The sequence below is a fragment of the Geobacter argillaceus genome, from assembly GCF_007830735.1.
GTDB lineage: Bacteria > Desulfobacterota > Desulfuromonadia > Geobacterales > DSM-12255 > Geomobilibacter > Geomobilibacter argillaceus.
This window is the reverse complement of record NZ_VLLN01000002.1, coordinates 86761-112524: the sequence shown is the minus strand read 5'-3', so window position 1 is coordinate 112524 and position 25764 is coordinate 86761. Positions and strand designations below refer to the sequence as shown.

Annotated in this window: 27 protein-coding genes; 12 read left to right on the top strand and 15 right to left on the bottom strand. The window is 61.9% G+C overall.

Features of this window, described 5'->3' with window-relative positions; all coding sequences use genetic code 11:
- Positions 1 to 91 precede the first annotated feature (91 nt).
- The 4 genes from JN12_RS02020 to larE all read left to right on the top strand — a co-directional run bounded on the left by JN12_RS02020 (position 92) and on the right by larE (position 2150).
- Positions 92 to 298 (top strand): hypothetical protein, encoded by a 207-nt coding sequence (locus tag JN12_RS02020; protein WP_145017573.1) that lies wholly within the window; start codon positions 92 to 94, stop codon positions 296 to 298.
- 33 nt (positions 299 to 331) lie between these two features.
- Complete coding sequence (locus JN12_RS02015; protein WP_145017571.1) at positions 332 to 697, top strand: hypothetical protein; 366 nt, start codon at positions 332 to 334, stop codon at positions 695 to 697.
- Positions 698 to 822: 125 nt separating this feature from the next.
- On the top strand, positions 823 to 1290 hold the full coding sequence (locus JN12_RS02010; protein ID WP_145017569.1) for an RrF2 family transcriptional regulator: 468 nt from the start codon (positions 823 to 825) through the stop codon (positions 1288 to 1290).
- Positions 1291 to 1352: 62 nt separating this feature from the next.
- The gene (gene larE, locus JN12_RS02005) at positions 1353 to 2150 is read left to right on the top strand and encodes an ATP-dependent sacrificial sulfur transferase LarE (RefSeq protein ID WP_145017567.1); all 798 of its coding nucleotides are present in this window, start codon (positions 1353 to 1355) and stop codon (positions 2148 to 2150) included.
- Between the two features lie 18 nt (positions 2151 to 2168).
- Here the strand turns inward: larE and JN12_RS02000 are convergent, their stop codons facing one another.
- On the bottom strand, positions 2169 to 2612 hold the full coding sequence (locus JN12_RS02000) for an Hsp20/alpha crystallin family protein (RefSeq protein ID WP_145017565.1): 444 nt from the start codon (positions 2610 to 2612) through the stop codon (positions 2169 to 2171).
- Positions 2613 to 2736: 124 nt separating this feature from the next.
- Positions 2737 to 2910 (bottom strand): hypothetical protein, encoded by a 174-nt coding sequence (locus JN12_RS20400; protein WP_170241813.1) that lies wholly within the window; start codon positions 2908 to 2910, stop codon positions 2737 to 2739.
- A 151-nt stretch (positions 2911 to 3061) separates the two neighbouring features.
- Here JN12_RS20400 and JN12_RS01995 point away from each other — a divergent pair, with 151 nt between their 5' ends.
- Together JN12_RS01995 and polA are read left to right on the top strand one after the other, a co-directional pair.
- Positions 3062 to 3238: a DUF4177 domain-containing protein gene (locus tag JN12_RS01995; protein ID WP_145017563.1), complete on the top strand. Its 177-nt coding sequence runs from the start codon at positions 3062 to 3064 to the stop codon at positions 3236 to 3238.
- A 1-nt stretch (position 3239) separates the two neighbouring features.
- Positions 3240 to 5918, top strand: a complete 2679-nt coding sequence (polA, locus tag JN12_RS01990) for a DNA polymerase I (protein ID WP_145017561.1) — start codon at positions 3240 to 3242, stop codon at positions 5916 to 5918.
- Between the two features lie 19 nt (positions 5919 to 5937).
- Here polA and JN12_RS01985 read toward each other — a convergent pair whose 3' ends face one another.
- Genes JN12_RS01985 through JN12_RS01975 form a run of 3 tightly spaced genes read right to left on the bottom strand, consistent with a single transcriptional unit; the run spans position 5938 to position 7957 of the window.
- A complete protein-coding gene (locus JN12_RS01985) occupies positions 5938 to 6252 on the bottom strand; it encodes a hypothetical protein (protein ID WP_145017559.1) in 315 nt (104 codons plus the stop codon).
- Position 6253: 1 nt separating this feature from the next.
- Positions 6254 to 6808 carry a hypoxanthine-guanine phosphoribosyltransferase gene (locus tag JN12_RS01980; protein WP_145017557.1) on the bottom strand — a complete coding sequence of 185 codons (555 nt, stop codon included), beginning with the start codon at positions 6806 to 6808 and terminating at the stop codon, positions 6254 to 6256.
- Between the two features lie 42 nt (positions 6809 to 6850).
- Positions 6851 to 7957, bottom strand: coding sequence for a DUF362 domain-containing protein (locus tag JN12_RS01975; RefSeq protein WP_145017555.1), 1107 nt, complete (start codon positions 7955 to 7957; stop codon positions 6851 to 6853).
- Positions 7958 to 8104: 147 nt separating this feature from the next.
- On the opposite strand from JN12_RS01975, the gene JN12_RS01970 reads away from it, so the two are divergent.
- The 5 genes from JN12_RS01970 to JN12_RS01950 all read left to right on the top strand — a co-directional run bounded on the left by JN12_RS01970 (position 8105) and on the right by JN12_RS01950 (position 13217).
- Positions 8105 to 8842 carry a response regulator gene (locus JN12_RS01970; RefSeq protein WP_145017553.1) on the top strand — a complete coding sequence of 246 codons (738 nt, stop codon included), beginning with the start codon at positions 8105 to 8107 and terminating at the stop codon, positions 8840 to 8842.
- Between the two features lie 149 nt (positions 8843 to 8991).
- Positions 8992 to 9957, top strand: coding sequence for a tRNA dihydrouridine synthase DusB (gene dusB / locus JN12_RS01965; protein ID WP_145017906.1), 966 nt, complete (start codon positions 8992 to 8994; stop codon positions 9955 to 9957).
- Positions 9957 to 11048 (top strand): two-component system sensor histidine kinase NtrB, encoded by a 1092-nt coding sequence (locus JN12_RS01960; protein ID WP_145017904.1) that lies wholly within the window; start codon positions 9957 to 9959, stop codon positions 11046 to 11048. The genes dusB and JN12_RS01960 overlap by 1 nt, the downstream gene beginning before the upstream one ends.
- Positions 11049 to 11113: 65 nt before the next feature.
- Positions 11114 to 12553 (top strand): sigma-54-dependent transcriptional regulator, encoded by a 1440-nt coding sequence (locus tag JN12_RS01955; RefSeq protein WP_145017551.1) that lies wholly within the window; start codon positions 11114 to 11116, stop codon positions 12551 to 12553.
- 100 nt (positions 12554 to 12653) lie between these two features.
- Positions 12654 to 13217, top strand: a complete 564-nt coding sequence (locus JN12_RS01950) for a hydrolase (RefSeq protein WP_145017550.1) — start codon at positions 12654 to 12656, stop codon at positions 13215 to 13217.
- A 72-nt stretch (positions 13218 to 13289) separates the two neighbouring features.
- Here JN12_RS01950 and JN12_RS01945 read toward each other — a convergent pair whose 3' ends face one another.
- From JN12_RS01945 to JN12_RS21285, 7 genes are all read right to left on the bottom strand, one after another.
- A complete protein-coding gene (locus tag JN12_RS01945) occupies positions 13290 to 13517 on the bottom strand; it encodes a tetratricopeptide repeat protein (RefSeq protein WP_145017548.1) in 228 nt (75 codons plus the stop codon).
- A 106-nt stretch (positions 13518 to 13623) separates the two neighbouring features.
- On the bottom strand, positions 13624 to 16287 hold the full coding sequence (ppdK, locus tag JN12_RS01940) for a pyruvate, phosphate dikinase (protein ID WP_145017545.1): 2664 nt from the start codon (positions 16285 to 16287) through the stop codon (positions 13624 to 13626).
- 133 nt (positions 16288 to 16420) lie between these two features.
- Complete coding sequence (gene glyS, locus JN12_RS01935; protein WP_145017543.1) at positions 16421 to 18487, bottom strand: glycine--tRNA ligase subunit beta; 2067 nt, start codon at positions 18485 to 18487, stop codon at positions 16421 to 16423.
- Positions 18487 to 19365 carry a glycine--tRNA ligase subunit alpha gene (gene glyQ / locus JN12_RS01930; RefSeq protein ID WP_145017541.1) on the bottom strand — a complete coding sequence of 293 codons (879 nt, stop codon included), beginning with the start codon at positions 19363 to 19365 and terminating at the stop codon, positions 18487 to 18489. The genes glyS and glyQ overlap by 1 nt, the downstream gene beginning before the upstream one ends.
- 186 nt (positions 19366 to 19551) lie before the next feature.
- Positions 19552 to 19854 carry a type II toxin-antitoxin system RelE/ParE family toxin gene (locus JN12_RS01925; RefSeq protein ID WP_145017539.1) on the bottom strand — a complete coding sequence of 101 codons (303 nt, stop codon included), beginning with the start codon at positions 19852 to 19854 and terminating at the stop codon, positions 19552 to 19554.
- Positions 19842 to 20030 carry a hypothetical protein gene (locus JN12_RS01920; protein WP_145017537.1) on the bottom strand — a complete coding sequence of 63 codons (189 nt, stop codon included), beginning with the start codon at positions 20028 to 20030 and terminating at the stop codon, positions 19842 to 19844. Before JN12_RS01920 ends, JN12_RS01925 begins: the two co-directional genes overlap by 13 nt.
- 75 nt (positions 20031 to 20105) lie before the next feature.
- Entirely contained in the window at positions 20106 to 21734 is a 1629-nt protein-coding gene (locus tag JN12_RS21285) for an ABC-F family ATP-binding cassette domain-containing protein (protein WP_145017535.1), read from the bottom strand.
- A 107-nt stretch (positions 21735 to 21841) separates the two neighbouring features.
- On the opposite strand from JN12_RS21285, the gene mutM reads away from it, so the two are divergent.
- On the top strand, positions 21842 to 22657 hold the full coding sequence (gene mutM, locus JN12_RS01910; RefSeq protein WP_145017533.1) for a bifunctional DNA-formamidopyrimidine glycosylase/DNA-(apurinic or apyrimidinic site) lyase: 816 nt from the start codon (positions 21842 to 21844) through the stop codon (positions 22655 to 22657).
- A gap of 51 nt (positions 22658 to 22708) precedes the next feature.
- Here mutM and JN12_RS01905 read toward each other — a convergent pair whose 3' ends face one another.
- From JN12_RS01905 to JN12_RS01895, 3 genes are read right to left on the bottom strand one after another with little or no spacing between them, the layout of a single operon-like run.
- A complete protein-coding gene (locus tag JN12_RS01905) occupies positions 22709 to 23266 on the bottom strand; it encodes a hypothetical protein (RefSeq protein ID WP_145017531.1) in 558 nt (185 codons plus the stop codon).
- Positions 23241 to 24659: a glycosyltransferase family 2 protein gene (locus JN12_RS01900; protein WP_145017529.1), complete on the bottom strand. Its 1419-nt coding sequence runs from the start codon at positions 24657 to 24659 to the stop codon at positions 23241 to 23243. The genes JN12_RS01905 and JN12_RS01900 overlap by 26 nt, the downstream gene beginning before the upstream one ends.
- Before the next feature lies 1 nt (position 24660).
- A complete protein-coding gene (locus JN12_RS01895) occupies positions 24661 to 25764 on the bottom strand; it encodes a HEAT repeat domain-containing protein (protein ID WP_145017527.1) in 1104 nt (367 codons plus the stop codon).

Below are 25764 nucleotides of genomic sequence, written 5' to 3'. Positions count from 1 at the left end.
ATTGCCGACAACCAACAAGCAAAAACACAGGAGCGCTTGAACCGCTGCCCGGTTTGTGTTTCAATACAGCAAACATCATTCAGGGGGAACCATGGCGATAAAGAACAAGATCTGGATGACCGGCAACCTTGACTGGTTTGCCTATATCGGCGACGAGGAACTGTTTCTCGGCCGCAGGGAGGTTCCCTATCCGCTGGACGAGGGGGACAGCTGGACCAACCAGTTCGGCGACCGGTTCCGGGTGGAGAACGACGAGATCGTACGGCTGGAGCGCGGCAGCGGCGAACCGGCGGAATGATGGTCGGGGTGCAGTGAACGTGTGGGGGTAATCATGGCGAGCATGCGAATGCTGTTGGTCGGGATACTGGTTGTGCCGGTGGCTGCCTGCGTCACTGGCCGGGGTACAGGCGGTGCGGAGCACCACGGCCGTTCTCTGGTCGGCATGGACCGGCAGGCGGTCTGCGTTGAATGTCATACCTTCGAGAAAGCCCGTCATCACCCGTCCCATGTTCCCTATCCTCCGTCGGGGAGCGAGCAGCGCTACACTCCCGTCCGGCAGCTGGCCGCACGGGGTATTGACGTGCAAAACGGTGAACTTACCTGCCTTACCTGCCATGATCTGCGCAACCGGGAACCGTGGCACCTGCCGGTCGGTATGACCCGGAGTTCTCTTTGCCTTGCCTGCCACCAGATCTGATGCCAACGGTGTGTGGATGACCTCATGGAAAAGACCGGGGAATGGTCGGTTATTCATAAGGTTATTTTTGACAAAAGCGCTAGAGTTTTCTATAGTGATGTATCTTATTGCACGAGGAGAAAACAATGCGTCTTTCCACCAAGAGTCGTTACGGTCTGCGGGCGCTCTTTGACATTGCCTACAACTCCGGTACCCTCCCGGCGCAGATCCAGGACATCTCCCGGCGCCAGCAGATCTCGCCGCGCTACCTGGAGCAGATATTCCAATCCCTGAAGAAAGCGGGCATCCTGAAGAGCAAACGTGGTCCCCAAGGGGGATACATGTTGGCCAAAAAGCCGGAGGAGATCACCCTGAAGCAGATTATCCAGGCGACTGAGGGGGATCTGGTGCTGGTGGAGTGCAATACTACCAAACGCAAAAAAACGGGTGAGTGCACCTTTGACGGCGCCTGTGTCACCCAGATCATCTGGCAGGAAGCCAGCACCCTTTTGAACGGCTACTTCGACGAGATCACCCTGAAGACCCTCTGTGACCGAGGGGTGGCCATGGGGGTGACCAGGGAACAGGATCACCGCTTCGTGTACTACATCTGACCTGCTCAATTGAGGGTTACGCGGCCCGCTTTGGCGGGCCTTGTTTTTTTACGGGGATGCAAATGGACGAACTGCACACAAAACTCGCCACGCTCAATGCGATCATCAAGGATATGGGGTCGATGCTGGTGGCTTTTTCCGGCGGCGTCGACTCAACCTTTCTCGTTGCGGTGGCCCATCAACTGCTGGGCGACCGGGTGGTGGCGGTGACGGCCACCTCTCCCACCTACCCGGAGTACGAGTTCAGGGAGGCGGTGTCGCTGGCGGAGCTGGCGGGGGTGCGGCAGGTGGTGATCGAGTCCAACGAGCTGGAGATCCCCGGTTTTGCGGACAACCCACGGGACCGCTGCTACCACTGCAAGAAGGAGCTGTTCTCCCTCTGCCGGGCCAAGGCGGACGAACTGGGTCTTGCCTGGGTCGTTGACGGCAGCAACACGGACGATCTGGGGGACTATCGCCCGGGCCGCACCGCGGCAGGGGAGCTGGCCGTGCGGAGCCCGCTGCTGGAGGCCGGGCTCGGCAAGGCCGACATCCGTGAGCTGAGCCGGGAGCTGGGGCTGCCGACCTGGAACAAGCAGCCGTTCGCCTGCCTTTCCAGCCGCTTCCCCTATGGAACGGCCATTACCCGGGAGCGGCTCGGCATGGTGGGGCAGGGGGAGGAGTTCCTGCGGGAGCGGGGGTTCCGGGTCTACCGGGTGCGCTACCACGGCGAGACCGCCCGCATCGAACTGGCACCGGAGGAAATGGGCCGCCTTCTGGAACCCGAGCTGCGGCACGAACTCGTCGCGGCTTTCAAGGCGGCGGGGTTCAGGTACGTTGCCCTGGATCTGGAAGGGTATCGGACCGGAAGCATGAATTGAAAAGCAGCACCGAGCGTATTACTTCACTTCCACATTGATCTGCTTCGGCTTCTTCTCTTCCCGTTTCGGCAGGGTGACGGTGAGCACCCCCTGGTCGCAGGTCGCCTTGACATGCTCCTGGTCGATGGTGTGGGGGAGTGAGAAGCTGCGCTGGAAGGTGCCGTAGAAGCGCTCGACCCGGTGGTAGTTTTCCTTCTTCACTTCCTGGCTGTGTTTCCGTTCGCCCCGGAGGGTCAGGGTGTTGTCCTCGATCCTGATGTCGATCTCCTTCTGGTCGACGCCGGGGAGTTCCGCCTTGATCACCACTGAATTCTCGTCCTCGTAGATGTCAACCGGCGGCTGCCAGATTCCTTCCTTCAACTCCTCACCGATCTCCCGGTTCCACGCCATGTCGAGGAGCCGGTTCATCTGCTCCTGCATGGCCCGCAGGTCCCGAAACGGATTGTACTTGACGATCGCCATGGTTGTTTCCTCCTTCCGAACAGTCTCTTGTTGCCAACAACATAATCATGACATTGGAAAAGTCAAGGCGGGAGCAGTCATTCTGCTCCCGCCCGATGGATTGGCGTATGGTGCCGTGCGCTGACTAGATTTTCTTGCCTTTGGGGACACTGTGTTTCAACTTCTTGGAGCCGTCGTAGAGCATGGTCTTGGCGACTGCCCGGCGTTCCTTCAGATCCTTGCGGCTACAGTCGCTTTCCAGTGCCAGCTCCTTTTCTTCTGCCAACTGCTCCAGCACCGCAATCTCCTTCTCTGTCATGTGCACGCTCCTTTTCGCCATGGTTGCCAGACATGTGGCGGGTGAACAAACGATACCACAAGGGACGAGGGATGCAACCTGCGACGAATCCCCTTGAAGGGTGGGGGTAACTCGGCTACTATGGCCGCATCATGGGAGACGAGGGGGAGAGATGCTGCGCTACAAGGTGGTCGAAGTGAACACGGTTTCCGAGGATGTCCTGGAAGAGATTCTGAACGAGTGGACTGCCAAGGGGTGGTGCTTCGACGGCATCCATTTCGCCATGCGCGAGTCCCAGAAACGGCCGTCCATGGGCTTTGTGCTCTTTACCACGGAAGAGGGGGCCTAAGATGGCCGACCGCCCCACCCTCTACCTGATCGACGGCTCCTCCTACATCTACCGGGCCTATTACGCGATCCGCCACCTCTCCTCGCCGAGCGGCTTTCCGACCAACGCCCTCTACGGCTTCACCCAGATGCTCCTCAAGGTCCTCAAGGACCGTCGGCCCGAGCACGTGGCCGTGGTGTTCGACGCCGGCCGCACGACCTTCCGCAACGCCCTCTATCCCGACTACAAGGCCAACCGGGCCTCCATGCCCGACGACCTGGTTCCCCAGATCGCCCCCATCAAGGAGATGGTGCGGGCCTTCAATATCCCGGCCCTGGAACTCGCCGGCTATGAGGCGGACGACATCATCGGCACCATTGCCCGGGTCTGCCGGGAAGAGGGGCTGGCGGTGATGGTGGTGACCGGCGACAAGGACCTGATGCAGATCGTCACCGACTCGGTCCGGCTCCTGGATACCATGAAGGACAAGGAGAGCGGCCCCCCCGAGGTGGTGGAGCGGTTCGGCGTCGGCCCGGAACGGGTTATCGACATCCTGGGGCTGGCCGGCGACAGTTCGGACAACATTCCCGGCGTTCCCGGCGTGGGGGAGAAGACTGCCATGAAGCTGATCCAGGAGTTCGGCTCCATGGACGAGCTCCTGGAGCGGGCCGGCGAGGTTAAGGGAAAGACCGGCGAACGGCTGCGGGAGTCCGCCGACCAGGCGCGACTCTCCCGGCAGCTGGCCACCATCGACGACCATACCCCCATCCCCTTTGCCCTGGCCGACTTTGCGGCTTGTGCGCCGGACAACCAGCGGCTGGCCGAACTGTTCAAGGAGTACGGTTTCACCACCCTGATGCGGGAGCTGACCAGCCAGGCCACCCTCTCCACGGAGGAGTACCGGACCGTCACGACCGCCGCGGAACTGGAGCGGCTGGTGGCGGAGCTGGCCGGGGCCGAGGCCTTTGCCTTCGATCTGGAGACCACGAGCCTCAACCCTCTGGAGGCCGATATCGTCGGCCTCTCCTTCAGCCACCGGGAACACCAGGCGTACTACATCCCGGTTGGCCACCGCGAGGCCGGCGCCGGCGAACAGCTTCCCCTCGCCGTCGTCCTCGACGCTTTACGGCCACTGTTCATTGACCCGGAGCGCCGGATCGTGGGCCAGAACATCAAGTACGACTACCAGGTGCTCCGCCGCGCCGGCGTCACCCTGGCCGGAGTCTGGTGCGACACCATGGTGGCCGCCTACCTGCACAACCCGTCCCGCCAGAGCCAGGGACTCGACTCGCTCTCCGTGGAGTTCCTGGACCACAAGATGATCAGCTATGCCGAGGTGACCGGGAAGGGAAAGGAGCAGAAGAACTTCGCCGACGTGGCGGTGGCCGCGGCCAGCCGCTATGCGTGCGAGGATGCGGATGCCACCTTCCTCCTGCACCGGCTCTTCCTCCCCATGCTGGCAAAGGAGGGGATGACCGGGCTCTTCCGGGAGCTGGAGATGCCGCTGGTGACGATCCTGGCGGAGATGGAGCTGGCCGGCGTGCGGCTCGATCTGGAGCTCCTCGGTGAGCTGTCGGCACGCTTCGGGGGGGAACTGGCCCGACTGGAAGAGTCGATCTGCGCCCTGGCCGGTGGCCAGTTTAACATCAATTCTCCCAAGCAGCTCGGGGAGATACTGTTCGATCGGCTCAAGCTCCCCACCGGCAAGAAGACCAAGACCAAGACCGGCTGGTCCACCAATGTGGAGGAGCTGGAGCGGCTGGCCGAGGCGGGGCACGAGATCGCCCTCCAGATCCTCCAGTACCGGAGCATGGCCAAGCTGAAGTCCACCTATACCGATGCCCTGCCCAAGATGGTCGACCCGGTCACCGGCCGTGTCCACACCTCCTACAACCAGACCGTGACCGCCACCGGCCGCCTCTCCTCGTCCGAGCCGAACCTGCAGAACATCCCGGTCCGCACCGAAGAGGGACGCCTGATCCGCCACGCCTTCATAGCCGAACCGGGGCACCTGCTCCTCTCCGCCGACTACTCCCAGATCGAGCTCCGGGTCCTGGCCCACCTCTCCGAGGACCGGGTCTTCTGCGACGCCTTTGCCCGGGACGAGGACATCCACACCCGGACCGCCAGCGAGGTGTTCGGCCTCTTCCCGGAGATGGTCACTCCGGAGATGCGCCGCCAGGCAAAGACCATCAACTTCGGTGTCATTTACGGCCAGGGGGCCTTCAGCCTGGCCAGGCAACTGGGGGTGGCGCGCCGGGTGGCCGAGGATTTCATTGACAGCTACAAGGCCCGCCACAGCGGCGCCATCGCCTTTCTCGACCGGTGCATTCACCTTGCCGGAGAGCAGGGGTTCGTCACCACCCTGCTTGGCCGGCGGCTTCCGATTCCCGACATTTCAAGCAGCAACTTCAACGTCCGGGCCTTTGCCCAGCGAAACGCCATCAACTATCCGATCCAGGGTTCGGCGGCGGACATCATCAAGCAGGCCATGGTGAACATCGCGGCGAGGCTGCAGCGGGAACGGCTCAAAAGCCGGCTCATCATGCAGGTCCATGACGAACTGGTCTTCGAGGTACCGGAAAGCGAACTGGTGGCCATGGAGCAGCTGGTGGCCCATGAGATGGAGCAGGCCGTGCCGCTCAGGGTGCCGCTGAAGGTGGATATGAGTTACGGGAATAACTGGAGTGAGGCGCACTGAAAAGGTGTTGAAATATCTGTCATGGCTTTCGCCGTTTATCCGCACAGACATGAAGCTGGCAGTGCAGGCACTGGCGCAGGTACATCGGGATGACGCCGTGCATGTGGAACGTGTTGCCGCAGCGGGGGCAGCGGGCAAAGGCGGCCCGGAAAACGGCGATACAGACGAAGACCAGCCAGACGCAGAACAGGTAGCCGGTTTTCCGGTCCGACCCGGTCAGCGCAAGGGAGAGCCAGATCGCCGGCACATAGATCAGGATGACCCCCCACAGGAACCATCTTCTCCGCCGCAGGGCGCGCAGCCCGGAAGCGATAGCAACGTCGTCAGTTTCCATGTCATAGATCCTTCACGGCATAGATGCCGGGAGCATTGCGCCAGTAGCCGCGATAGTCCATGCCGCAGCCGAACAGGAAACGGTCGGGCGATACCAGGCCGACGAAGTCGGCGGTCAGGCCGGGCGCCTTGTGGTCGTGGTCTTTGTCGATCAGGACGGCGGTGAAGACCTCCTTGGCTCCCTCCTCCCGGCAGTAGTCGATGATCGCCGCCAGGGTCGTCCCTTCGTCAAGGATGTCGTCCACCAAGAGGACGGTGCGTCCGCGCAGGTCTTCGGTCGGCCTGACCCGCCAGTCCAGGTGGCTGCCGCAGAAGTCGTGGCCGTAGCGCGTGGCGTGCAGGTAGCCGATCTCCAGGGGAAAGACGAGCCCGGGGAGGAGGCGGCCGGTGACGATCAGGCCGCCGTGCATGACGCAGAGCACCACCGGGTCGGTGTCGGCCAGCCGCTCGGTGATGGCGGTGGCCATCCGGTCCAGGGCGGCCTCCACGTCGTCCGGGGTGAAGAGGCAGTCTGCCTCGGCGAAAACCTGCCTGATCTCATTCATGTCGGGCTTCATGGCAACCTCATTCGCAGACGTTCGGAGTGGGGGCTCGCTCCGTCAGATCTTTACCAGTTCATACCGCCTGTTTCCCAGCCCCATCTTTTCCGCATGAGCCAGCTGCACCTCCCAGTCGATTTCCGGGTGGACCCCCCTGAACTTGTCGCCGCCCGGCTCATGCCCGGTTGCCAGGGCCGTGTTGGCGTTGCCGGGGGCCGCGTTCACCAGGTCTGCGCTGGCCTGGTCCAGGGCCACCGGGTCGCAGGAGGCGCAGATGCCGATGTCGTTGACGATCGGCGCATCGGCATGGCCATAGCAGTCGCAGGACGGCGACACCTGGGTGATGAAGTTCATGAACAGGAGCTTATCGCCCTTGCCGGCCACGGCACCGGTGGCGTACTCGGCCATCTTTTTCATGATCAGCGAACTGTTCTCGTTCCACTGGACATTGATCGCCTTCTGCTGGCAGGCGGTCACGCAGCGGCCACAGCCGACGCAGTCGACCGGATCGAGTTCGGCCTTCCCTTCGATGATGGCTATTGCGTTGTGGGCGCAGGTCTTGAGGCAGGCGCCGCAGCCGTTGCAGAACGCGGCCGTCACGGTCGGGGCCAGGGTGGAGTGCTGCTGCATCTTGCCGGTCCGGCTGGCGCACCCCATCCCCAGGTTCTTGAGGGCGCCGCCGAAGCCGGTCAGGTCGTGGCACTTGAAGTGGGAGACCGCCACCAGGACGTCGGCCTCGATGATTTCGGCGCCGATGCTGACGTTCTTGAGGATCTCACCGTTCAACGGCACGTCTACGGCCGTGTGGCCCCTGAGCCCGTCGCACATTACCAGCGGGGCGTTGACCACGGCATAGGCGAACCCGTTCTCGATGGCGCAGGTAAGGGCGGAAACCGCCTCTTTCCGTTCGCCCACATAGAGGGTGGAGGAGTCGGTGAGGAACGGCCGGCCGCCGACCGACCGGATCTCGTCCACCACCCGGCGGATGAAGATAGGGCGGATAAAGGTATGGTTCCCTTTTTCGCCGAAGTGGACCTTCACGGCCACCAGGTCGCCGGCGGCGATGCGGTTTGAGAGGTCGCAGCTCTTCATCAGGCGACCGATCTTCCCAAAGAGGTTTTCCCTTTGACCGGTCCGCAGGTCGGCAAAAAAGACCTTGTTTGTCATGGTGCGTTCCTCCGTAGCGGGGTGATTGTAGGACGCTACCATACAAAACGCCAATTTTCAACGGCTCACGGGTCAAGTTCGGTTGCAGTGCGCCGAAAGTATGATAAAGGATTCAATAAGCGTTATGCATGGAGGAGTGATACCGCTATGAGGGATACCGTCAACGAACGGGAACTCTGGCTGATGGGGCTGGGCGAGCAGATCGAGCGCGGTGCGGTGATCTGCAGCTATCTGGCCGAAGGAGGATATCGAGCGCGCACAGCCCGGATTGAAGAGGTGGCCGAGGAGCGCCCGCTGGGGATTGTCCTCGATCTGTCGCCCCATTCTGTCGACGGCTGGGGAACGCTTCTGACCCTCAAGGGGAATCCGGAAACCCGCAATATTCCGGTCCTTCCCGTGTTCCTCAGTGAAAAGGGGACGGTGGGCGGGGTCTTTCCGGTGGCCGGCTTCTTTCTCCTCCCGGTTGACCCGGAGCATATGGCCGAGCGGCTTGCGGTGTTCGGACTCACCGAGGACACCGAAGACTACGATCTCCAGACCCTCGTCGTGACCCGCAAGGGGGAGGAGCGGGTTACCCGGGCACTTGATCATCTCGGCTTCAGCGTGGTGAACGGCTATACCGGTAAGGAGGGGCTTGCCCTTGCCACCACCACTCATCCCTATCTTGTCTTCTCGGCCCTCATGCTACCGGATATGTCCGCATTCGAGCTCCTGGAGCGCTTTCAGCTCTTTCCCCAGACCAGAAAAATTCCGTTCTTCGTGCTGCTGAAGGATTCCATGAAGGAGGGGGAGCGGCTCGCCATGAGTCGCGAGGTGGAGCACCTGGTGCGGAAAAAGGACCTCAGCAGGGACGAGTTTCTCGCCTATCTGCGCCGGCGCTCCTGAGTTAATTCTTCGATTCCAAACACTTTTTTCTTTGGACTGTTGCCCTGGGAAAAATCTTGCCTTTTTTCTCCGCTGTGATAGTATGCCCAAAAATTAAGCAGGTGGGGAGCCGCATCATGGGAGCCCCACCTCTCTTTTTATTCTGCTCCATGACACAACCACTAAAAATAGGTTCCCTGGTTCTGGCCAATCCTTTGCTGCTCGCCCCCATGGCAGGGATCACCAATCTTCCGTTCCGGCTCATTGCCCGTAGGGAAGGGGCCGCGCTCTGCTTTACCGAGATGGTGAGCGTGAACGGCCTGGTCCGGGAGGGGCAGAAGAGCTTCGCCCTCATTGCCGGCACGCCAGAGGACCGGCCCCTGGGGATTCAGCTCTTCGGCGACGACCCGGCACTCCTGGCAGAGGCGGCGCGGCTCGTGGAGGGGTACGGGGAGCTGATCGACATCAACATGGGGTGTCCGGTGCGCAAGGTGGTGGGGAGCGGCGCCGGCAGTGCCCTGCTGCGCGAGCCGGCCAAGGTGCGGGCGATCGTCAGGGCGGTGCGACGGGCCACCGGCCTCCCATTGACCATCAAGATCCGCACCGGCTGGACCTGCGAGGAGCCGACCTTTCTGGAAATCGGCAGGATTGCCGAGGCAGAGGGGTGCGATGCCGTGACCCTGCACCCCCGGAGCCGGGCCCAGATGTTCGAGGGGCGCGCCGACTGGAACCGGCTCAGGGAACTGAAGAAGGCCCTTGCCATTCCGGTGATCGGCAGCGGGGACCTGTTTCGGCCGGGCGATGCAGTGGCCATGCTGGCGGAGACAGGCTGCGACGGGGTGATGATCGCCCGGGGCGGGTTGGGGAATCCCTGGCTGTTTCGCCAGTCGCTGGCCTTCCTCCGGGGTGAGGAACCTGCCATGCCGACCCCGGCCGAGCGGCTGGCCGTAGCCCGGCGTCACCTGGAGCTGTTTGTGGCTACGGCCGGTGAACGGGTGGCGGTGCTGGAGATGCGAAAGCATGCGGCCTGGTATGCCAAGGGTATTCCCGGCGCGGCCCAGTTCCGGGACCGGGTGAACCGATTGGCCACGGTCGATGAGCTGATCGCGGCCATGGAGGAATTTTTCGGCCAATGATGCGGCAAGTTGACGTAAGCCAGGAGTTCTTTTCCAACGTCATCGACAGCGTGGGCGACGGCGTCGTCGTCATCGACCGCGACGGCTTGGTGACGCTCATGAACCCGGCGGCAGAGGAGATTGCCGGTGTCTCCCGGCGACAGGCCTATGGTGCCCCCTTCGCCACCCTGTTCAAGGGGGAGGAAGCGCTGCTGGAGATGGTCCTGAAGACCGCCGCCACCGGGATGAGCGTTGCAGACCACGAGAATGTGGTGCTGCGTAAGCTGGGAAAGATCACCCCGGTGAGCGTCATTACCTCGCCGCTCCTGATGAGCAGCGGCGAGCGGGTCGGGACCATCGTGGTGCTGCGGGACCTGACCAGTATCCGGGAACTGGAGGCGGCAGTCCGCCACTCCGACCGGTTGTCGTCGCTGGGTACCCTGGCCGCCGGCCTGGCCCACGAGATCAAAAACCCGCTGGGAGGGATCACGGGGGCGGCCCAGCTCCTGGAGATGGAGCTGCCGGATGATTCGGAACTTCAGGAGCATATCCGGGTGGTGCTCAAGGAGGTCAAGCGGGTCAACCGGATAGTCGAAGAGCTGCTGCACCTGGCAGCGCCCCGCAAGCTGCAGTTGTCGCGGGTCAATATCCACAAGGTACTGGGCGATCTGGTGCTGCTCCAGAAGCGGGCAGTCGTTGGTAAGAGCATCGTCTTCCAGCAGCACCTGGACCCGAGTATCCCACCGATCCTGGTGGACGAGGGGCTGATCACCCAACTCCTGCTGAACCTGATCCGGAACGCCGTGGAGGCCGTTGCCGAGGAGGGGATGGTCAGGATCACGAGCCGGATCGTGGCCGATTACAGCCTGACCCAGAAGGGGGAGGGGCGTTCCCGGATGGTGGCCCTGGATGTGAGCGATAACGGGCCGGGTATCCCGACGGAGGTGCTGGACAACCTGTTTACCCCGTTCTTTACCACCAAGGCGCGGGGGACCGGCCTCGGCCTGGCCATCTGTCAGAAGATCGTGGCCGAACACCGGGGGATGCTGAAGGTGGAGTCCGACCTTGGCAGGGGAACGACGTTTACGGTGATGCTGCCGTTAATTCAATGAAGCTGTTCGACGTTCGATGTTCGAGGGTTAAAACATCGAACATCGAACATCGAACCGAGGTTCTAATGATTAACCGTATTTTAGTGGCCGACGACGAAGAGAGTATGCGCTGGGTCCTTTCCAAAGCTTTGCGCAAAAAGGGGTATACGGTGGATCTCGCCAGGGACGGGGACGAGGCGTTGCGCCTTATCCAGACGGCGAGCTACGACCTGGCCATCCTGGATATCAAGATGCCGGGCATCTCCGGTCTCGATCTCCTGGAAAAGGCACGGGAGGTGAGAAGCGACCTGCTCATGGTGATCATGACCGCCGAAGCGAGCATGCGTAACGCGGTGGAGGCGATGAAGCGGGGCGCCTACGACTATCTCACCAAGCCGTTCGATCTGGATGTGATCGACGCCCTGATCGAAAAGGTGAGCCGGGCACGGGAGATGACCTCCCAGGTGGCGGTCCTCAAGGAGGAGCTGAAGGACCGCTATCAGCTGGAAAAGAACATCATCGGCAACTCGCCGGCCATGCGGGAGATCTACAAGACCATCGGCAAGGTGGCCCCCAGCGACATGACCATCCTGATCCAGGGGGAGTCCGGCACCGGCAAGGAGCTGATCGCCCGCGCCATCCATTTCAACTCCCGCCGCATCGGCAAGCCGTTCATCGCCCTCAACTGCGCTGCCATTCCCAAGGAGCTCCTGGAGAGCGAACTGTTCGGCTTCGAGAAGGGGTCGTTCACCGGCGCCACCGAACGGAAGCTCGGCAAGTTCGAGCAGGCCAACGGCGGCACCATCTTCCTGGACGAGATCGGCGACATGCCGCTGGATCTGCAGGCCAAGATCCTCCGGGTGCTGCAGGAGCGGGAGGTTACCCGGACCGGCGGTAACCAGAGCATCAGGGTGGATGTCCGGATCGTGGCGGCGACCAACCAGGAGCTCGAACAGCTGGTGCGGGAAAAGGCGTTCCGGGAGGATCTCTACTATCGCCTCAACGTGGTGCCGCTCCAGCTGGTGCCGCTCCGGGAACGGTCCGAAGATATCCCGCTCCTGGCCGATTTCTTCCTGAAGAAGACCTCTGCGGAGCTGGAGATTCCGCCCAAGCAGATCGACGGCGAGGCGATGCAGTTCCTGATGGGCTACTCGTGGCCCGGCAACGTCCGGGAGTTGGAAAACACCATCAAGCGGGCAATCATCCTGTCTGCCGACCCGTTGCTGACCGTGGCGGACTTCCCCGGGCTCCGCCGGGAAAAGGGGAGTAGTCAGGCCCCCAGCGAAGAGCTTTCACTGGAAAGCCTGGTGGAGACCAAACTCAGGAGCAGTCTCATCAATCTGGACAAGCTGGAGAGCGGCGATGTTCACGCCATGGTCCTGGAGCAGGTGGAGAGACCGCTCATCAGGTTCGTACTGGAAAAGACGCGGGGCAACCAGGTCCGGGCAGCTTCGATCCTCGGCATCAACCGGAATACCCTGAGGAAAAGGATTACGGAGCTCGGGATTCCGGTGAAGAAAGACTAGCGAGGCGATTGTATCGTCGTAACCCAACGAATCAGCGGTATTTGTTGGGTTACGCTGGCGCTAACCCAACCTACAATTCTAAATGGTCAAGGAGAACGTCATGGGAATAGCGGAAAAGTTCATGCTGGACAGGAGCCAGGCAATACTGGTGGTGATCGATGTGCAGGAAAAGCTCTGCCGGGCAATGAACGAGAAGGTTCTGGAGCGGTTGACCGGCAATGTTGTCATCCTTCAGGAGACGGCCCGTGAGCTGGAGCTGCCGATGGTGGCTACCGAGCAGTATGTGAAGGGATTGGGCGAGACCCTGCCGGTTCTCACGGAACGGCTGACCGATGCCGCGTTGGAGAAGATGACCTTCAGCTGTTGTGGTGACGATGCCTTTGTCGGCCGGCTGAAGGCGCTCGGCCGCCGGCAGGTGATCATTACGGGGATGGAGACCCACGTCTGCGTGCTCCAGACCGTCCTGCAGCTGCTCGATGCGGGCTTTGTCGTACACGTTGTTCGCGATGCGGTCATGAGCCGGCGCAAGGAGAACTGGTTCATCGGAATGGAGGCGGCGCGGGACGCCGGTGCGGTCATCACCTCCACCGAGGCGGCCCTGTTCCAGCTGCTTCGGGTGGCGGGCACCGAAGAGTTCAAGAAGCTGTCCAAACTGGTGAGATAAGGCAGAATCGAGGAGCGAGGATCAAGGAACGAGGTTGTCGTCTGTAATCTTTTTTCCTCGAACCACCTGCCCTTACTGTTTTATCGTAAGGGCGTTCAGCCTCTCCTTCGCTTTGGCTGCCATCGGGCTGTCCGGGTACTTTCGGACGATCTCCCCATAGAGTTTCGTTGCGTGCTCCCGATTATTCTGCTTCTCCTCGAACTGGGCGGTGTCGAACAGTTCCTTTCCCTTGTCGCCGCTGCAACCGGTCGCAGCAAGACAGATTGCGAGTAGCAGTGCAGCTGTCAGGCGCTGCGTCATTTTTGTCTCCTTTACCCGAAAAGCCCCGGAGCGGTTCTCCGGGGCTTTTCGTTGTCAGCCCTTTGTTCCCCTTGACGACCTCGAAACTCACCCGCTGGCCTTCGAGTCAGTTCCCGGCCAACACCGCATGGGCTGCGGCCAGCCTGGCGATGGGAACCCGGAAGGGTGAGCAGGAGACATAGTCGAGGCCGACGTTATGGCAGAAGATCACCGATGCCGGATCGCCGCCGTGTTCGCCGCAGATGCCGAGTTTGATGTTCGTGCGGGTGCTCCGGCCCAGTTCGCAGGCCATTTTCACCAGTTTGCCGACGCCGCTCTGGTCCAGCGAGACAAACGGGTCTTCCGGCAGCAGGTTGTTCTCCACGTAAAAGGGGAGGAACTTACCGGCATCGTCGCGGGAGAGGCCGAAGGTGGTCTGGGTCAGGTCGTTGGTGCCAAAGGAGAAGAATTCCGCCTCGGTGGCGATCTCGTCGGCGGTGAGGGCTGCCCGCGGCAGTTCGATCATGGTGCCGATCAGGTATTCTATCTTCACCCCGTAGCGGGCAATGACCTCGTCGCAGATCGTGACGGCATTGGCCCTGAGCGCCTTCAGCTCGCTCACCGTTGCGACGAGCGGGATCATGATCTCCGGCACGATGGTGAACCCTTCGTTCTTGACCAGCTCGCAGGCCGCCTCCATGATGGCCTGGACCTGCATGTCGTAAATTTCCGGGTAGGTAAGGCCCAGCCGGCATCCCCGGTGGCCGAGCATCGGGTTTACCTCGTGCAGTGACTCCACCTTGTGCTTCAGCTGTTGGGCAGAAACCCCCATGGTACGGGAGAGCGCCTCGATCTCCCTGTCCTCCTGGGGGAGGAACTCGTGCAGCGGCGGATCGAGGAGCCGGATGGTGACCGGCAGCCCCTTCATCTCCCGGAAGATGCCGATGAAGTCCCCCTTCTGCATCGGAAGGATCTTGGCCAACGCCTTTTTTCTGCCTTCCAGCTCCTCGGACAGGATCATCTCCCGGACCGCGGCGATCCGGTCGGCTTCGAAGAACATATGCTCGGTCCGGCAGAGGCCGATCCCCTCGGCCCCGAACTCCCGCGCCACCCGGGAGTCGTTGGGGGTATCGGCGTTGGTCCGGACCTTCAGTTTCCGGAATTTGTCCACCCATCCCATCAGAACGCCGAAGGCGCCGGTCAACTGGGGGGGGACGGTCGGCACCTGGCCCTGCATGACTTCGCCGGTGGAGCCGTCCAGGGTGATGACATCCCCCTTCTTCACCACCACGCCACCCTTGGCGGTGAAGGTGTCGCTGGCGTAGTCGACCTTGATGTCGCCGCAGCCGGCCACGCAACACTTGCCCATCCCGCGGGCCACGACCGCCGCGTGCGAGGTCATCCCCCCACGGGCCGTAAGTATCCCCTGGGCGGCATGCATGCCGTGGATGTCCTCCGGACTGGTCTCCACCCGAACCAGGATCACCTTGAGGCCGATCTTGGCGGCCGCCTCTGCCTCGTCGGCGGTGAAGATCACTGCCCCGCTGGCAGCGCCCGGCGATGCGGGCAGCCCCTTGGCGATGATGTTTTTATCCGCTTTGGGGTCGAGTGAGGGGTGGAGGAGCTGATCGAGCTGTGACGGCTGGACCCGGAGCACCGCGGTCTTTTCGTCGATCAGCCCTTCCTGCACCATGTCAACGGCAACCTTGATGGCCGCATTGGCGGTCCGTTTGCCGTTTCTCGTCTGGAGCATGAAGAGTTTCCCCTTCTCGATGGTGAACTCGATATCCTGCATATCCCTGTAATGCTTTTCCAGGATCTGCCGGATGTTCGCCAGCTGGGCATAGCACTCCGGGAGGACATCCTCCATGGAGGGGAGATCGCCCGGCTTTTTCTGGTGGTTGTTGATCGGCTGCGGGGTGCGGATGCCGGCCACGACATCCTCGCCCTGGGCGTTCACCAGGTACTCGCCGTAGAAGTAGTTGTCGCCGGTGGACGGGTCGCGGGTGAAGGCAACGCCGGTGGCGCAGTCGTCACCCATGTTGCCGAACACCATGGACTGGACGTTGACCGCGGTCCCCCAGTCGGCCGGGATGTTGTTCAGTTTCCGGTAGGTAATGGCCCGCTGGTTCATCCATGAGCCGAACACGGCACCGATGGCGCCCCAGAGTTGCTCCTGCGGGTCGTCCGGAAACGGCTTGCCCAGGGTCTCCTTGATCTTCACCTTGAACTTGGTCACCAGGTCACGCCAGTCGGCTGCGGTCAGGTCGGTGTCGAGATGGACTTCCCTTTCGTCCTTTTTCTGCTCCAGCAGGTGTTCCAGAATATCCTTCTCCATCCCCATGACCACGTCGGAGTACATCTGGACGAAGCGGCGGTAGGCGTCGTAGGCGAAGCGCTCGTCGCCGCTCTGGGCGATGATTCCCTGGACCGTGGTATCGTTCAGCCCCAGGTTGAGGATCGTGTCCATCATGCCGGGCATGGATGCCCGGGCGCCGGAGCGGACCGAGACCAGGAGCGGGTTCTTCGCGTCGCCGAATCTGCGCCCCATCAACTCCTCGACCTTTTTCAGGTGTGCCTCCACCTCGGTCGTGAGTCCGGCCGGATACTGACTGTCATTCTTGTAGAACTCGGTACAGACTTCGGTGGAGATGGTGAAGCCGGGTGGTACCGGCAGACCGATGCTGGTCATTTCCGCCAGGTTGGCTCCCTTGCCGCCGAGAAGATTTTTCATCTCCGCATTTCCTTCGGCCTTGCCGTTGCCGAAGAAGTAGACGTACTTAGCTGCCATGATGTGCCTCCTTCATATTTACTGTTGCTGAACTCTGTTTAAAGATATTGAAATAAATTTAATAAAACTCACGTCGGTTTAATGGCAATAAAATCGGCAAAGAAAAAAGCCGCCCAGTGGGCGGCTTCCTTTGTCAGGTGGTGATGCGGGAGAAGTCGGCGATGCCGCCGAACAGCCTGGCTATGCTTGTCAGCAATGCCAACCGGTTGGTGCGGACCTGTTCGTCTTCGGCCATGACCATGACCTTGTCGAAGAACTGGTCAACCGGGCCGCGCAGGGTGGCAATCTCGGCCAGGGCGACCACGTAGTCGCGGCTGGCAACGGCAGCGACTACCTTGTCCTGCACCTCCAGGAAGGTGGCATGCAGTTCCCCTTCAACTACGTCCTGGAAGAGACCTGCCTGCACCGCTGCGTCGGTCCCATCCTTGACGATGTTGCCGACCCGTTTGAAGGCCACGGCCAGCGGCTCGAAATCGTCGCGCCCTTTGAAGGCGGCCAGGGCGCCGATCCGGGCCGTCGTGTCCACCAGGTCGTCGCAACCGGCGGCAACCGCCGCATCCACGGCGTCGGTCGGGTAGCGGTCTGCCAGGAGATTGACGAAGCGCCCTTTGAAGAATTCCAGCACGTCGGTCTTCACGTCGGCTGCCGGGCGGGTCAGCTTGGCGGCCAGAAGGCCGAGGGCGGCATCAGTAAGGGATTCCAGGGAGAGTCGGTATTCCCGGTCGAGGATGATGTTGATGACCCCCAGGGCCGAGCGCCGCAGGGCGTAGGGGTCGGCGGAACCGGTGGGGATCAGGCCGACGCCGAAGCAGCCGCAGATGGTGTCCAGCTTATCGGCGATGGAAACGAAGGCGCCGATGTCGGACGCGGGGAGGTCGCCGCCGGCCTGGGTGGGGAGGTAGTGTTCGGCAATGGCCGTGGCCACCGCCGCGTCCTCTCCCTCCAGCAGGGCGTATTCCCGTCCCATGATCCCCTGGACCTCGGGGAACTCCCCCACCATGCCGCTCACCAGGTCGGCCTTGCAGAGGAAGGCGGCGCGGGAGGTCTTGGCCTTCACTGCCGGGTTGAGCCGGTCAGCCAGCCCCTCGGCCAGCGCCCGGAAACGCTCCATCTTCTCGAAGGAGGTGCCGAGCTTCTGCTGGTAGACCACCGATTTCAGGGATTCCACGCGGGTTTCGAGCTTGACCTTCCGGTCCTCGTCAAAGAAAAAGCGGGCATCGGAGAGACGGGCGCGCAGTACCCGCTCGTTCCCCTTCACCACCACGGTCGGGTCCTCGGTCAGGGTGTTGTTGATGGTGATGAAGCCGGGCAGCAGTTTCCCGTTGTCGTCGACAATGGAGAAATAGCGCTGGTGGCTCCGCATGGACGTAATCAGTACCTCCTTGGGTACCTTGAGGAAGTCGGCCGGGAAGGTGCCGTGCACCACGCTCGGGTACTCGACCAGGTACGTCACCTCGTCCAGGAGTCCCTCGTCCGGGAGCAGATGTCCGCCGGCGGCCTTGGCCACCCGGTGGATCTCCCGACGGATGGTCTCCTTGCGCTGTTCCGGGTCGGGGATGACGAAGTGGCGTTCGCACTCCTCCACATAGTGGACGAAGTCGCGGACCGGGAACTGCTGGTTGGCCATGAACCGGTGACCGCGGGAGATGTCGCCGCTTGCGATCGGGCCGAAGGTGAACGGCACCACGACCCTGTCGAACAGGGCCACGATCCAGTGGATCGGCCGGGCAAACCGGACGTCGAAGTCGCCCCAGCGCATGGACTTCTTGAACGGGATAGTAGCGATGAGGCGGGGGAGCATCTCGGCAAGGAGGTCGGGCGTCGGCCGGCCGGTCTCCTTCTTGACGGCGGCCACGTACTCGCCCTTGTCGGTGGCGATCAGCTGCAGCGAGGTCACATCGACCCCCTGGCCCCGGGCAAAACCTTCGGCAGCCTTGGTCGGCTTGTTGTCCGGGCCAAAGGCGATGCTTTTGGCCGGCCCCATGGCGGTGATCTCCGCATCGGGCTGGATTGCCGGGATATCCTTGACCGAGAGGGCCAGGCGGCGGGGGGTGGCAAGGGTCCTGATCTCGCCGAAGCCGAGCCGGGCGTTCTCCAGTTCCTTCTTGATGAGTGCTTCCATGTCGGCCATCGCCTTGGGGAGGAAGCCGGCCGGAATCTCTTCGGTGCCGATTTCGAGGAACAGTTCTTTCGTGCTCATCAGGCGGCACCTCCTTTCAGGAGCGGAAAGCCCAACCGCTCGCGCATCCGCAGGTACCCCTCGGCGCAGATGCGGGCCACGTTCCTGACCCGGCCGATGTAGGAGGCCCGCTCGGTGACCGAGATGGCGCCCCGGGCGTCCAGCAGGTTGAAGGTGTGGGAGCATTTCATGACATAGTCGTAGGCAGGGAGCACCAGTTCCTTTTCCGCCAGCCGGATGCACTCCTTCTCGTACTTGCCGAACAGGTCGAGGAGGAGCGCCACGTCGGCCTCCTCGAAGTTGAAGCGGGAGAACTCCACCTCGCTTTCGTGGTGGATATCGCCGTACTTCACCCCCTTGACCCACTCCAGGTCGTAGACGTTGTCCACCCCCTGCAGGTACATGGCGATCCGCTCGCAGCCGTAGGTGATCTCGCCGGAGACCGGTTTCAGGTCGATGCCGCCGGCCTGCTGGAAGTAGGTGAACTGGGTGATCTCCATCCCGTCCAGCCAGACCTCCCACCCCAGCCCCCAGGCCCCCAGGGTCGGTGATTCCCAGTCGTCCTCCACGAAGCGGATGTCGTGCCTGTTCGGGTCGATGCCGAAGGCGCGTAAGGAGTCCAGGTAGAGGTCGAGGATGTTAGCGGGGGAGGGCTTCATGATGACCTGGAACTGGTAGTAGTGCTGAAGCCGGTTGGGGTTCTCGCCGTAACGGCCGTCGGTCGGTCGGCGGGACGGCTCCACATAGGCCACTTTCCACGGCTCCGGACCGAGAACGCGCAGGAAGGTGGCGGGGTTGAAGGTCCCGGCCCCCTTTTCGGTATCGTAGGGTTGTTGAATGACACACCCCTGCTTGGCCCAGTAGCCCTGCAGGGAGAGGATCAGGTCCTGAAAGGTCACGAATGTACCCTCCTTGGGTAAATAGATAAATTAATTGCAGGTAAAAACGGATTTGGTGGGGCTGAAAAACCCTACGCAATCCAATGGGTTAGGCGCGATAGAGTAACCAGAAAAACGCGGTGTGTCAAGGACTATATACGGGGATCATCCCGCGTAGGGTGAATTCTGCCAAGCTTCTTCGCGGTTTCAGGCGATTTGATCCTGCTGGAGTAGTCGTGCGGAATGAACGACGGTGACTATCATGACCGCTTCGGCAGCAGGCTCATAGCGATAGATGATACGGTAGGAACCGGCAATCAGCTCACGGTGGGGAAGATGGGGGAATTCCGGCAGGGAGCGGCCGGATTCGGGGAAATGCAGTAGCCGTCCTACGGCCGTTATCAGCCGTTCAATCTGGACACGGGCGTAAAATAGTGAGTCGACGGCAATGAAGTCGCGAATCTGCTCCAGATCGGCAGCCGCCTTTTCCGACCAGGTCAGGCGGACCATCTGCGGGCAAGCCGATCGGCGAGATCTTCGTGCGAGATAGTTCTGCCGGCCTTGATATCGGCCTCGCCGGCTTCAATTTTCTCCAGCAGATACAGGCGGTACATGACCTCGTCGATGTCTACCGGATCGGGCATGTCGGCAATGCACAACTCAAGAGCTGTCTTGTTGATGTTCATGGCGGCACCTCGTTTGCGGAACTATACTGCATTCTGCCATGGTCGGCAAGGTGTGAGAGTTGTTGAAGGGGTAGATCACTGCTCCCGTTCATGCACCTTCCCCAGATAGTAGTCGTAACTCCCCTCGTAGACCCGCATCTCCGCATGATCAATCTCGAACACCCGGTCCACCAGGAGGCGCAGGAAGTGGCGGTCGTGACTGACCAGCACCACCGTGCCGGTGAAGTTCCGGAGGGCGTCGAGCAGGATCTCCCGCGACCTGATGTCCAGGTGGTTCGTCGGCTCGTCCAGCACCAGGAAGTTGACCGGCCGCGCCAGGAGGGTGGCGAGCACGACCCGGCTCTTTTCCCCGCCCGAGAGGTTAGCGACCCGTTTGTCCACCGCATCCCCCGAAAAGAGGAAGGCGCCGAGCAGGTTGCGGATGACGCCGATGTTTGCCAGGGGCATGGCGTCCTGCACGGTCTCGAAGACCGTTTTCCCCGGATCAAGGATCTCCATGGCGTGCTGGCTGAAATAGCCGAGCTCCACGTTGGCCCCGAGGGTGACGCTCCCTTCACTGGGGGCGGTCTGGCCGGCCAGGATCTTGAGGAAGGTCGATTTCCCCGCACCGTTCACCCCGACCACGGCGATCTTGCTCTGGCGGCGGATGATGCCGGAAACGCCTGAAAAGACCCGCTTCTCCAGGCCGTCAGGGGTCTGCCAGGTTTTACCCAGACCCTCCATCGCCACCACGTCTTCGCCGCTGCGGGGTGGCTCGTTGAACTCGAAACGGATGGCCCGTTCCTCGGCCGGGATCTCGATCCGGTCGATCTTGTCCAGCTTCTTCACCCGCGACTGCACCTGGGCCGCATGGGATGCCCGGGCCGCGAAGCGGGCGATGAACTCCTCCTCCTTGGCCAGCATCTCCTGCTGCCGCTTGTGGCTGGCCAGGAGCTGGTCGCGGCGGATATCCCGCTCCCGTTCGTAGAAGTCGTAATTGCCGCCATAGGTGGTGACCGTCTTGTTGGCCACCTCGATGATGCGGGTGACGACCCGGTTCATGAAGTCGCGGTCGTGGCTCGTCATCAGGAGGGCGCCGTCGAACTCGTCTGCCAGCCATTCCTCCAGCCAGATGATCGACTCCACGTCCAGGTGGTTGGTCGGTTCGTCCAGGAGGATCACGTCCGGCTTGAGGGTCAGGATCTTGGCCAGGGCGATCCGCATCTTCCAGCCGCCGCTGAACGATTCCACCGGATGGTGAAACCGGTCCGGGCCGATACCGAGGCCGGTCAGCACGGTCTGGGCGCGGACGTCCAGGTCGTACCCCCCCTTGTGCTCGAACTCCTCCATGGCAGTCCCGTACCGCTCCAGCAGGGCAGCCATTTCGTCGTCCGGCATCGGCCGGCACATGGCCTCTTCCATCACCTTGAGCTCGGCACCGAGCCTGACCGTATCGCCGGCGCCGGCCATGACCTCTTCCAGGACCGAACGGCCCGCCATATCTCCCACGTCCTGGGAAAAGTAGCCGATGGTGGTCCTTTTGGCACAGGTGATCTCACCGCTGTCCACCTCTTCCTCGCCGGTGATGATCCGGAAGATCGTGGTCTTGCCGGCCCCGTTGGGACCGACCAGGCCGGTCCGCGTGCCGGGAAGGATCTGGAAGCTCGCGTCGCGGAAAAGGAGTTGCGAGCCGTGCTGTTTAACGATATTGGAAAGGTGGATCATCGGTCTGCCCCGTTCTGGATGTCATGGTAAACGTTGCCTGATAGCACGACGGGCAGAGGGTGACAACTTAATTTATCCAGAACAATCGTATTTAACGAGGAGTCATCATGCCTGAGTTACCCGAAGTAGAGACCACCCGGCGCGGCATTGAGCCGCACCTCGTCGGGCGGACCATAACCGCTTTCACGGCCCGGACCCCGAAGCTGCGGCTTCCGCTGCCGGAGGACCTCAGCGGGCAGCTCGTCGGCCAGCGGGTCGCCGAGGTCGTGAGGCGCGGCAAGTACCTGCTGGTGCGCTGCAGCGCCGGGTGCCTCATCATCCACCTGGGGATGACCGGGCATCTGCGGGTGGTTCCGACGGATACCCCGGTCGGGAGGCATGACCACGTCGACCTGGCGCTGGACAACGGCCTGCTGCTGCGGCTGACCGATCCGCGCAAGTTCGGGACGCTCGTCTGGACCGCCGGTGAGCCGCTGCAGCATCCGCTGCTGGCCTCACTGGGACCGGAGCCGCTGGAGAGCGGATTTGACGGGGCATACCTCCGTGCGGCCAGCAGCGGCAGGCGGGTGGCGATAAAACCGTTCCTGATGGATAGCCGGGTGGTGGTGGGGGTGGGGAACATCTACGCCAGCGAGGCGCTGTTCAGGGCCGGCATCGATCCGGCCAGACCGGCCGGGGCCTTGTCCGATAGGGAGTGTGCCACGCTGGTGGAGGCGGTGCGGTCGGTGCTGGAAGAAGCGATCACAGAGGGGGGAACCACACTGAACGAGTTTATGGTCGGCGAGGAGCGTCCCGGTTATTTCCGGCTCAAGCTGGCGGTTTACGGCCGGGCCGGGGAGCCCTGCCGCCGCTGCGGAGCGGCGATCCTCTCAAACCGCCTCGGAGGCAGGTCCACCTGCTGGTGTCCCGTCTGTCAGGGATAGATTTTTCAGTCCTTCTCCATGTTCCCTTGTGGTAATCTGCCGCATGAACCCTTACCTGATCCGTTTCGGCAAAATTGAGGCATTGCCTTGTTGTGGCATGGTCAGCAGCCCGCGCCTGATCAGCGTGTCCCGCACAAAACCCACCCGGTGTCTTCCCAGGTAGCAGTGAATGTAGATCTTCTCCTTCGGGTGTGCGGCCACGAAGTTGGCCAGTCGAGCGGCCATTGCCCGGTTGGCGGCGCTGTTCACCGGCAGGTAGCCCAAGGGAAACGGGCTGATGTTCAGGCTGATCTCCCGGGCGCGTTCCTCTTCCCGGAGTTTTAATGCCCGTTCCTGGGGCAGGCGGTCGTCCAGCAGGACGATGACCGTTCCATACCCCTGCCGCTTCAGGCGGAGCAGGTCTGCACGCTGGGGGTAGGGGCCGATGGCCAGGCGCTCGCTCAGGCGGGTTTCGGTCCCCTGGGCGGCTCGCAGGGGAAACAGGTACGGTTCCAGCGCGTCGAAGTTGCCCAGGAGCGTCAGCACCAGCACGACGAAAAAGACCCCGACCATCAGCAGGCGGGGGAGGAAGTACAGCACCCACCTACCTCGTGCGAGCAGTCTTTTCATTCTTGATTTCCTGTCGGTTATGTTTTCCCCAAGCTTTTCGCCAGAAGAAGAAGGTGGCAATGACCCGCTCGACAACGATCAACTGGCGGTAGCCGAAATATTCCAGAAACCCGAACAGGGCGAGTTTGAGCAGGTCCCGTACCCCCTGATAGCGGCGGTAGACCAGGTTGTCCATCAGGATGGCGCCCACGTTCAGCCACATCCCCCAGAGCATGGCGACGATGAAGAACAGCAGGGCAAACTCCCGGTCGATGAGGCCGAGCAGGTAGAAGACAATAAAGCCGATATAGCCTGAGAACTCGATGAGCGGACCCAGTGCCTCGACAAAGAGGAAGTAGGGAAAGGCGAACAGCCCGACCGCGCCGTAACGGGGGTTGCAGAACATGACGGCGTTGTGGCGCAGGCTGTCGATCAGGCCGCGGTGCCAACGATTGCGCTGTTTCAGGAGGGAGTGGTAGTCGGTGGGGACCTGGGTCCAGCAGACCGGGTCGGGAACGAACAGGACCTTGTAGCGGATCTTCTTTTCTCGGCAATGGCGGTGGAGGCGCACGACCAGGTCCATGTCCTCCCCGACTGTCTTGCGGTAGCCGTTGATGGCCAGCACCAGGTCCTTGCGGAAGATGCCAAAGGCGCCGGAGATGATCAGAAGACCCTTCACGAAGCTCCAGGATGTCCGGCCGGTAAGGAATCCCCGCACGTATTCCACGGCCTGGAAGCATTCAATTCCCTTCCGCGGAGCCTTGATTTCGGTAACGGCGCCATTGACCACGCTGCAGCCGTTCAGCACCCGGACGATGCCGCCGGTTGCAATCACCTCACGGTCTTCGACAAACAGCTTTGCGGCCCGCATCAGGGCATCGTTTTCCAGAATGGAATCGGCGTCAACCGAGCAGAAAAGCGGAAACCTCGACACATTGATCCCCGCGTTGAGGGCATCGGCCTTGCCGCCGTTTTCCTTCACCAGAACGGTCAGGTTCGGATGGTCGATGGAGATGTACACGGCATTCACCCGTTCGTGGCTCAAATTGAGAGCGATCGGCCGTTCGATCCTTACCAGGCGGAATGCTTCGGTGAGGCGTGCGTGGGTGGCGTCGGTGGAGCCGTCGTTGACCACGACGACTTCGTATTCGGGGTAGTTCAGCTCCAGGAGCTGGGCCACCGAGGTGACAATGGTCGCTTCTTCATTGTAGGCCGGGACGATGATCGTGATCGGTTTGTAGAAGACACCACTGACGAGCGAGCGGATATGCTGCCGGGTGGCGATGGCCAGCTGTCCGCGGATGTCCAGCAGGGAGATGATGGTGAACAGGGTGTAGGAGCCGTTCACCAGCAGGAAAAAGAGGAGGACGATCAACTGGAACAGGAGCAGGCAGAGGGTGATGATGGCCAGCACGTCAGTGTCCCTCAAGCATGAAGCGGGCCACGTCCCGGGCGAAACGGTCGCTGCTGTCGGCCTGCTTGTGCAACAGGACCCTGCCGGTTTCTCCCAGGGTGCCGAGCGTTACGGCTGCATTGAGTCTGACCGTGTAGTTCCGGTCGCCGAGGAGTTCGGCCAGGACTGCGATGGTCTGGCTGCCGTGCCGCTTCTGGACCCCCTTGGCAGCCACTGCCCGCACCCGCCAGTCCGGGTCGGTCAGGCAACTGCGGGTCATGGTGCCGCTGGTATCGCCGCCGATGCTTGCCAGTGCCCGCAGACAGGTGATTTTTACCTCCGGCAGACTGCTCAGGCGGTAATAGGCGGCCGTGATCAACTGATTGGCCGCGAAGAATGCCGCAGCGCCACATGCTTCTATGATGTCGCGCCTCAGGAGCGGATGGAGTCCTTCGTCCATGATGCAGCGTTCGAGAAGATCCAGGCAGAGGTTCTCTTCATTCCGGGACCGGAACGCGGTAATAATGTTGCAGTAGATCGACTCGTTGAATTTGGCCGACATGAAGCGGGGATCGTCGATGAAACCGTTTATGAGGGGGATGTCGTCCGGTTCGGCGATACGGCTCAAGGCCCAGATGAGCTTGCTTCGTACGTTGACGTCCTTTTCCGATGCCAGTCGCTGGCGAAAAAACGGTGCGAGCTCGGGAAAGAGCAGGAACCCGAGTTTTTCCACAGCCTTGTGGCGCATGATCCAGGAGCGGGCAACTGCGTCGCGCCTGATCCGGTCAATGACACCCAGCCCCTGCAGCATCTCCCGGTAGCGGGTGCTTTCGTCTCTTCGTACCCGGCTGCAAAGGGAGATCGCCACATCGGCGCAACTGTTACAGCTGAGCCGGCCGGTCGGCCTTACCTGATCGGGTGTCGGATGGATGCCGTGACTCAGGAAAAAGGAGAGATAACGGCCCCTGAGACGTCTGGCCAGGCGTTCACGGTGCTCGACCAGCAGCTTGTGGCCGATCATGACAGCAACCATGACCAGGGTACTGAGCAGGATGCCCCGGATGGCTGCCGACAGCAACGGTTTGGAGAGGAACGGCGAAAGGATGCGGACCAGGGTATCGTACAT

What these genes read in the sequence shown, in the direction of transcription:
- JN12_RS01960 (WP_145017904.1), top strand. Translation starts at nt 9,957, where the DNA reads ATGCGGCAAGTTGACGTAAGCCAGGAGTTCTTTTCCAACGTCATCGAC.
- JN12_RS01905 (WP_145017531.1), bottom strand. Translation starts at nt 23,266, where the DNA reads ATGAAAAGACTGCTCGCACGAGGTAGGTGGGTGCTGTACTTCCTCCCC.
- JN12_RS01920 (WP_145017537.1), bottom strand. Translation starts at nt 20,030, where the DNA reads ATGAACATCAACAAGACAGCTCTTGAGTTGTGCATTGCCGACATGCCC.
- JN12_RS01970 (WP_145017553.1), top strand. Translation starts at nt 8,105, where the DNA reads ATGAGGGATACCGTCAACGAACGGGAACTCTGGCTGATGGGGCTGGGC.
- JN12_RS02015 (WP_145017571.1), top strand. Translation starts at nt 332, where the DNA reads ATGGCGAGCATGCGAATGCTGTTGGTCGGGATACTGGTTGTGCCGGTG.
- JN12_RS01975 (WP_145017555.1), bottom strand. Translation starts at nt 7,957, where the DNA reads ATGACAAACAAGGTCTTTTTTGCCGACCTGCGGACCGGTCAAAGGGAA.
- dusB (WP_145017906.1), top strand. Translation starts at nt 8,992, where the DNA reads ATGACACAACCACTAAAAATAGGTTCCCTGGTTCTGGCCAATCCTTTG.
- JN12_RS01995 (WP_145017563.1), top strand. Translation starts at nt 3,062, where the DNA reads ATGCTGCGCTACAAGGTGGTCGAAGTGAACACGGTTTCCGAGGATGTC.
- ppdK (WP_145017545.1), bottom strand. Translation starts at nt 16,287, where the DNA reads ATGGCAGCTAAGTACGTCTACTTCTTCGGCAACGGCAAGGCCGAAGGA.
- JN12_RS02000 (WP_145017565.1), bottom strand. Translation starts at nt 2,612, where the DNA reads ATGGCGATCGTCAAGTACAATCCGTTTCGGGACCTGCGGGCCATGCAG.
- JN12_RS01985 (WP_145017559.1), bottom strand. Translation starts at nt 6,252, where the DNA reads ATGGAAACTGACGACGTTGCTATCGCTTCCGGGCTGCGCGCCCTGCGG.
- mutM (WP_145017533.1), top strand. Translation starts at nt 21,842, where the DNA reads ATGCCTGAGTTACCCGAAGTAGAGACCACCCGGCGCGGCATTGAGCCG.
- JN12_RS01955 (WP_145017551.1), top strand. Translation starts at nt 11,114, where the DNA reads ATGATTAACCGTATTTTAGTGGCCGACGACGAAGAGAGTATGCGCTGG.
- glyS (WP_145017543.1), bottom strand. Translation starts at nt 18,487, where the DNA reads ATGAGCACGAAAGAACTGTTCCTCGAAATCGGCACCGAAGAGATTCCG.
- JN12_RS21285 (WP_145017535.1), bottom strand. Translation starts at nt 21,734, where the DNA reads ATGATCCACCTTTCCAATATCGTTAAACAGCACGGCTCGCAACTCCTT.
- JN12_RS02010 (WP_145017569.1), top strand. Translation starts at nt 823, where the DNA reads ATGCGTCTTTCCACCAAGAGTCGTTACGGTCTGCGGGCGCTCTTTGAC.
- JN12_RS01945 (WP_145017548.1), bottom strand. Translation starts at nt 13,517, where the DNA reads ATGACGCAGCGCCTGACAGCTGCACTGCTACTCGCAATCTGTCTTGCT.
- JN12_RS20400 (WP_170241813.1), bottom strand. Translation starts at nt 2,910, where the DNA reads ATGACAGAGAAGGAGATTGCGGTGCTGGAGCAGTTGGCAGAAGAAAAG.
- larE (WP_145017567.1), top strand. Translation starts at nt 1,353, where the DNA reads ATGGACGAACTGCACACAAAACTCGCCACGCTCAATGCGATCATCAAG.
- JN12_RS01950 (WP_145017550.1), top strand. Translation starts at nt 12,654, where the DNA reads ATGGGAATAGCGGAAAAGTTCATGCTGGACAGGAGCCAGGCAATACTG.
- polA (WP_145017561.1), top strand. Translation starts at nt 3,240, where the DNA reads ATGGCCGACCGCCCCACCCTCTACCTGATCGACGGCTCCTCCTACATC.
- JN12_RS01895 (WP_145017527.1), bottom strand. Translation starts at nt 25,764, where the DNA reads ATGTACGATACCCTGGTCCGCATCCTTTCGCCGTTCCTCTCCAAACCG.
- JN12_RS02020 (WP_145017573.1), top strand. Translation starts at nt 92, where the DNA reads ATGGCGATAAAGAACAAGATCTGGATGACCGGCAACCTTGACTGGTTT.
- JN12_RS01980 (WP_145017557.1), bottom strand. Translation starts at nt 6,808, where the DNA reads ATGAAGCCCGACATGAATGAGATCAGGCAGGTTTTCGCCGAGGCAGAC.
- JN12_RS01925 (WP_145017539.1), bottom strand. Translation starts at nt 19,854, where the DNA reads ATGGTCCGCCTGACCTGGTCGGAAAAGGCGGCTGCCGATCTGGAGCAG.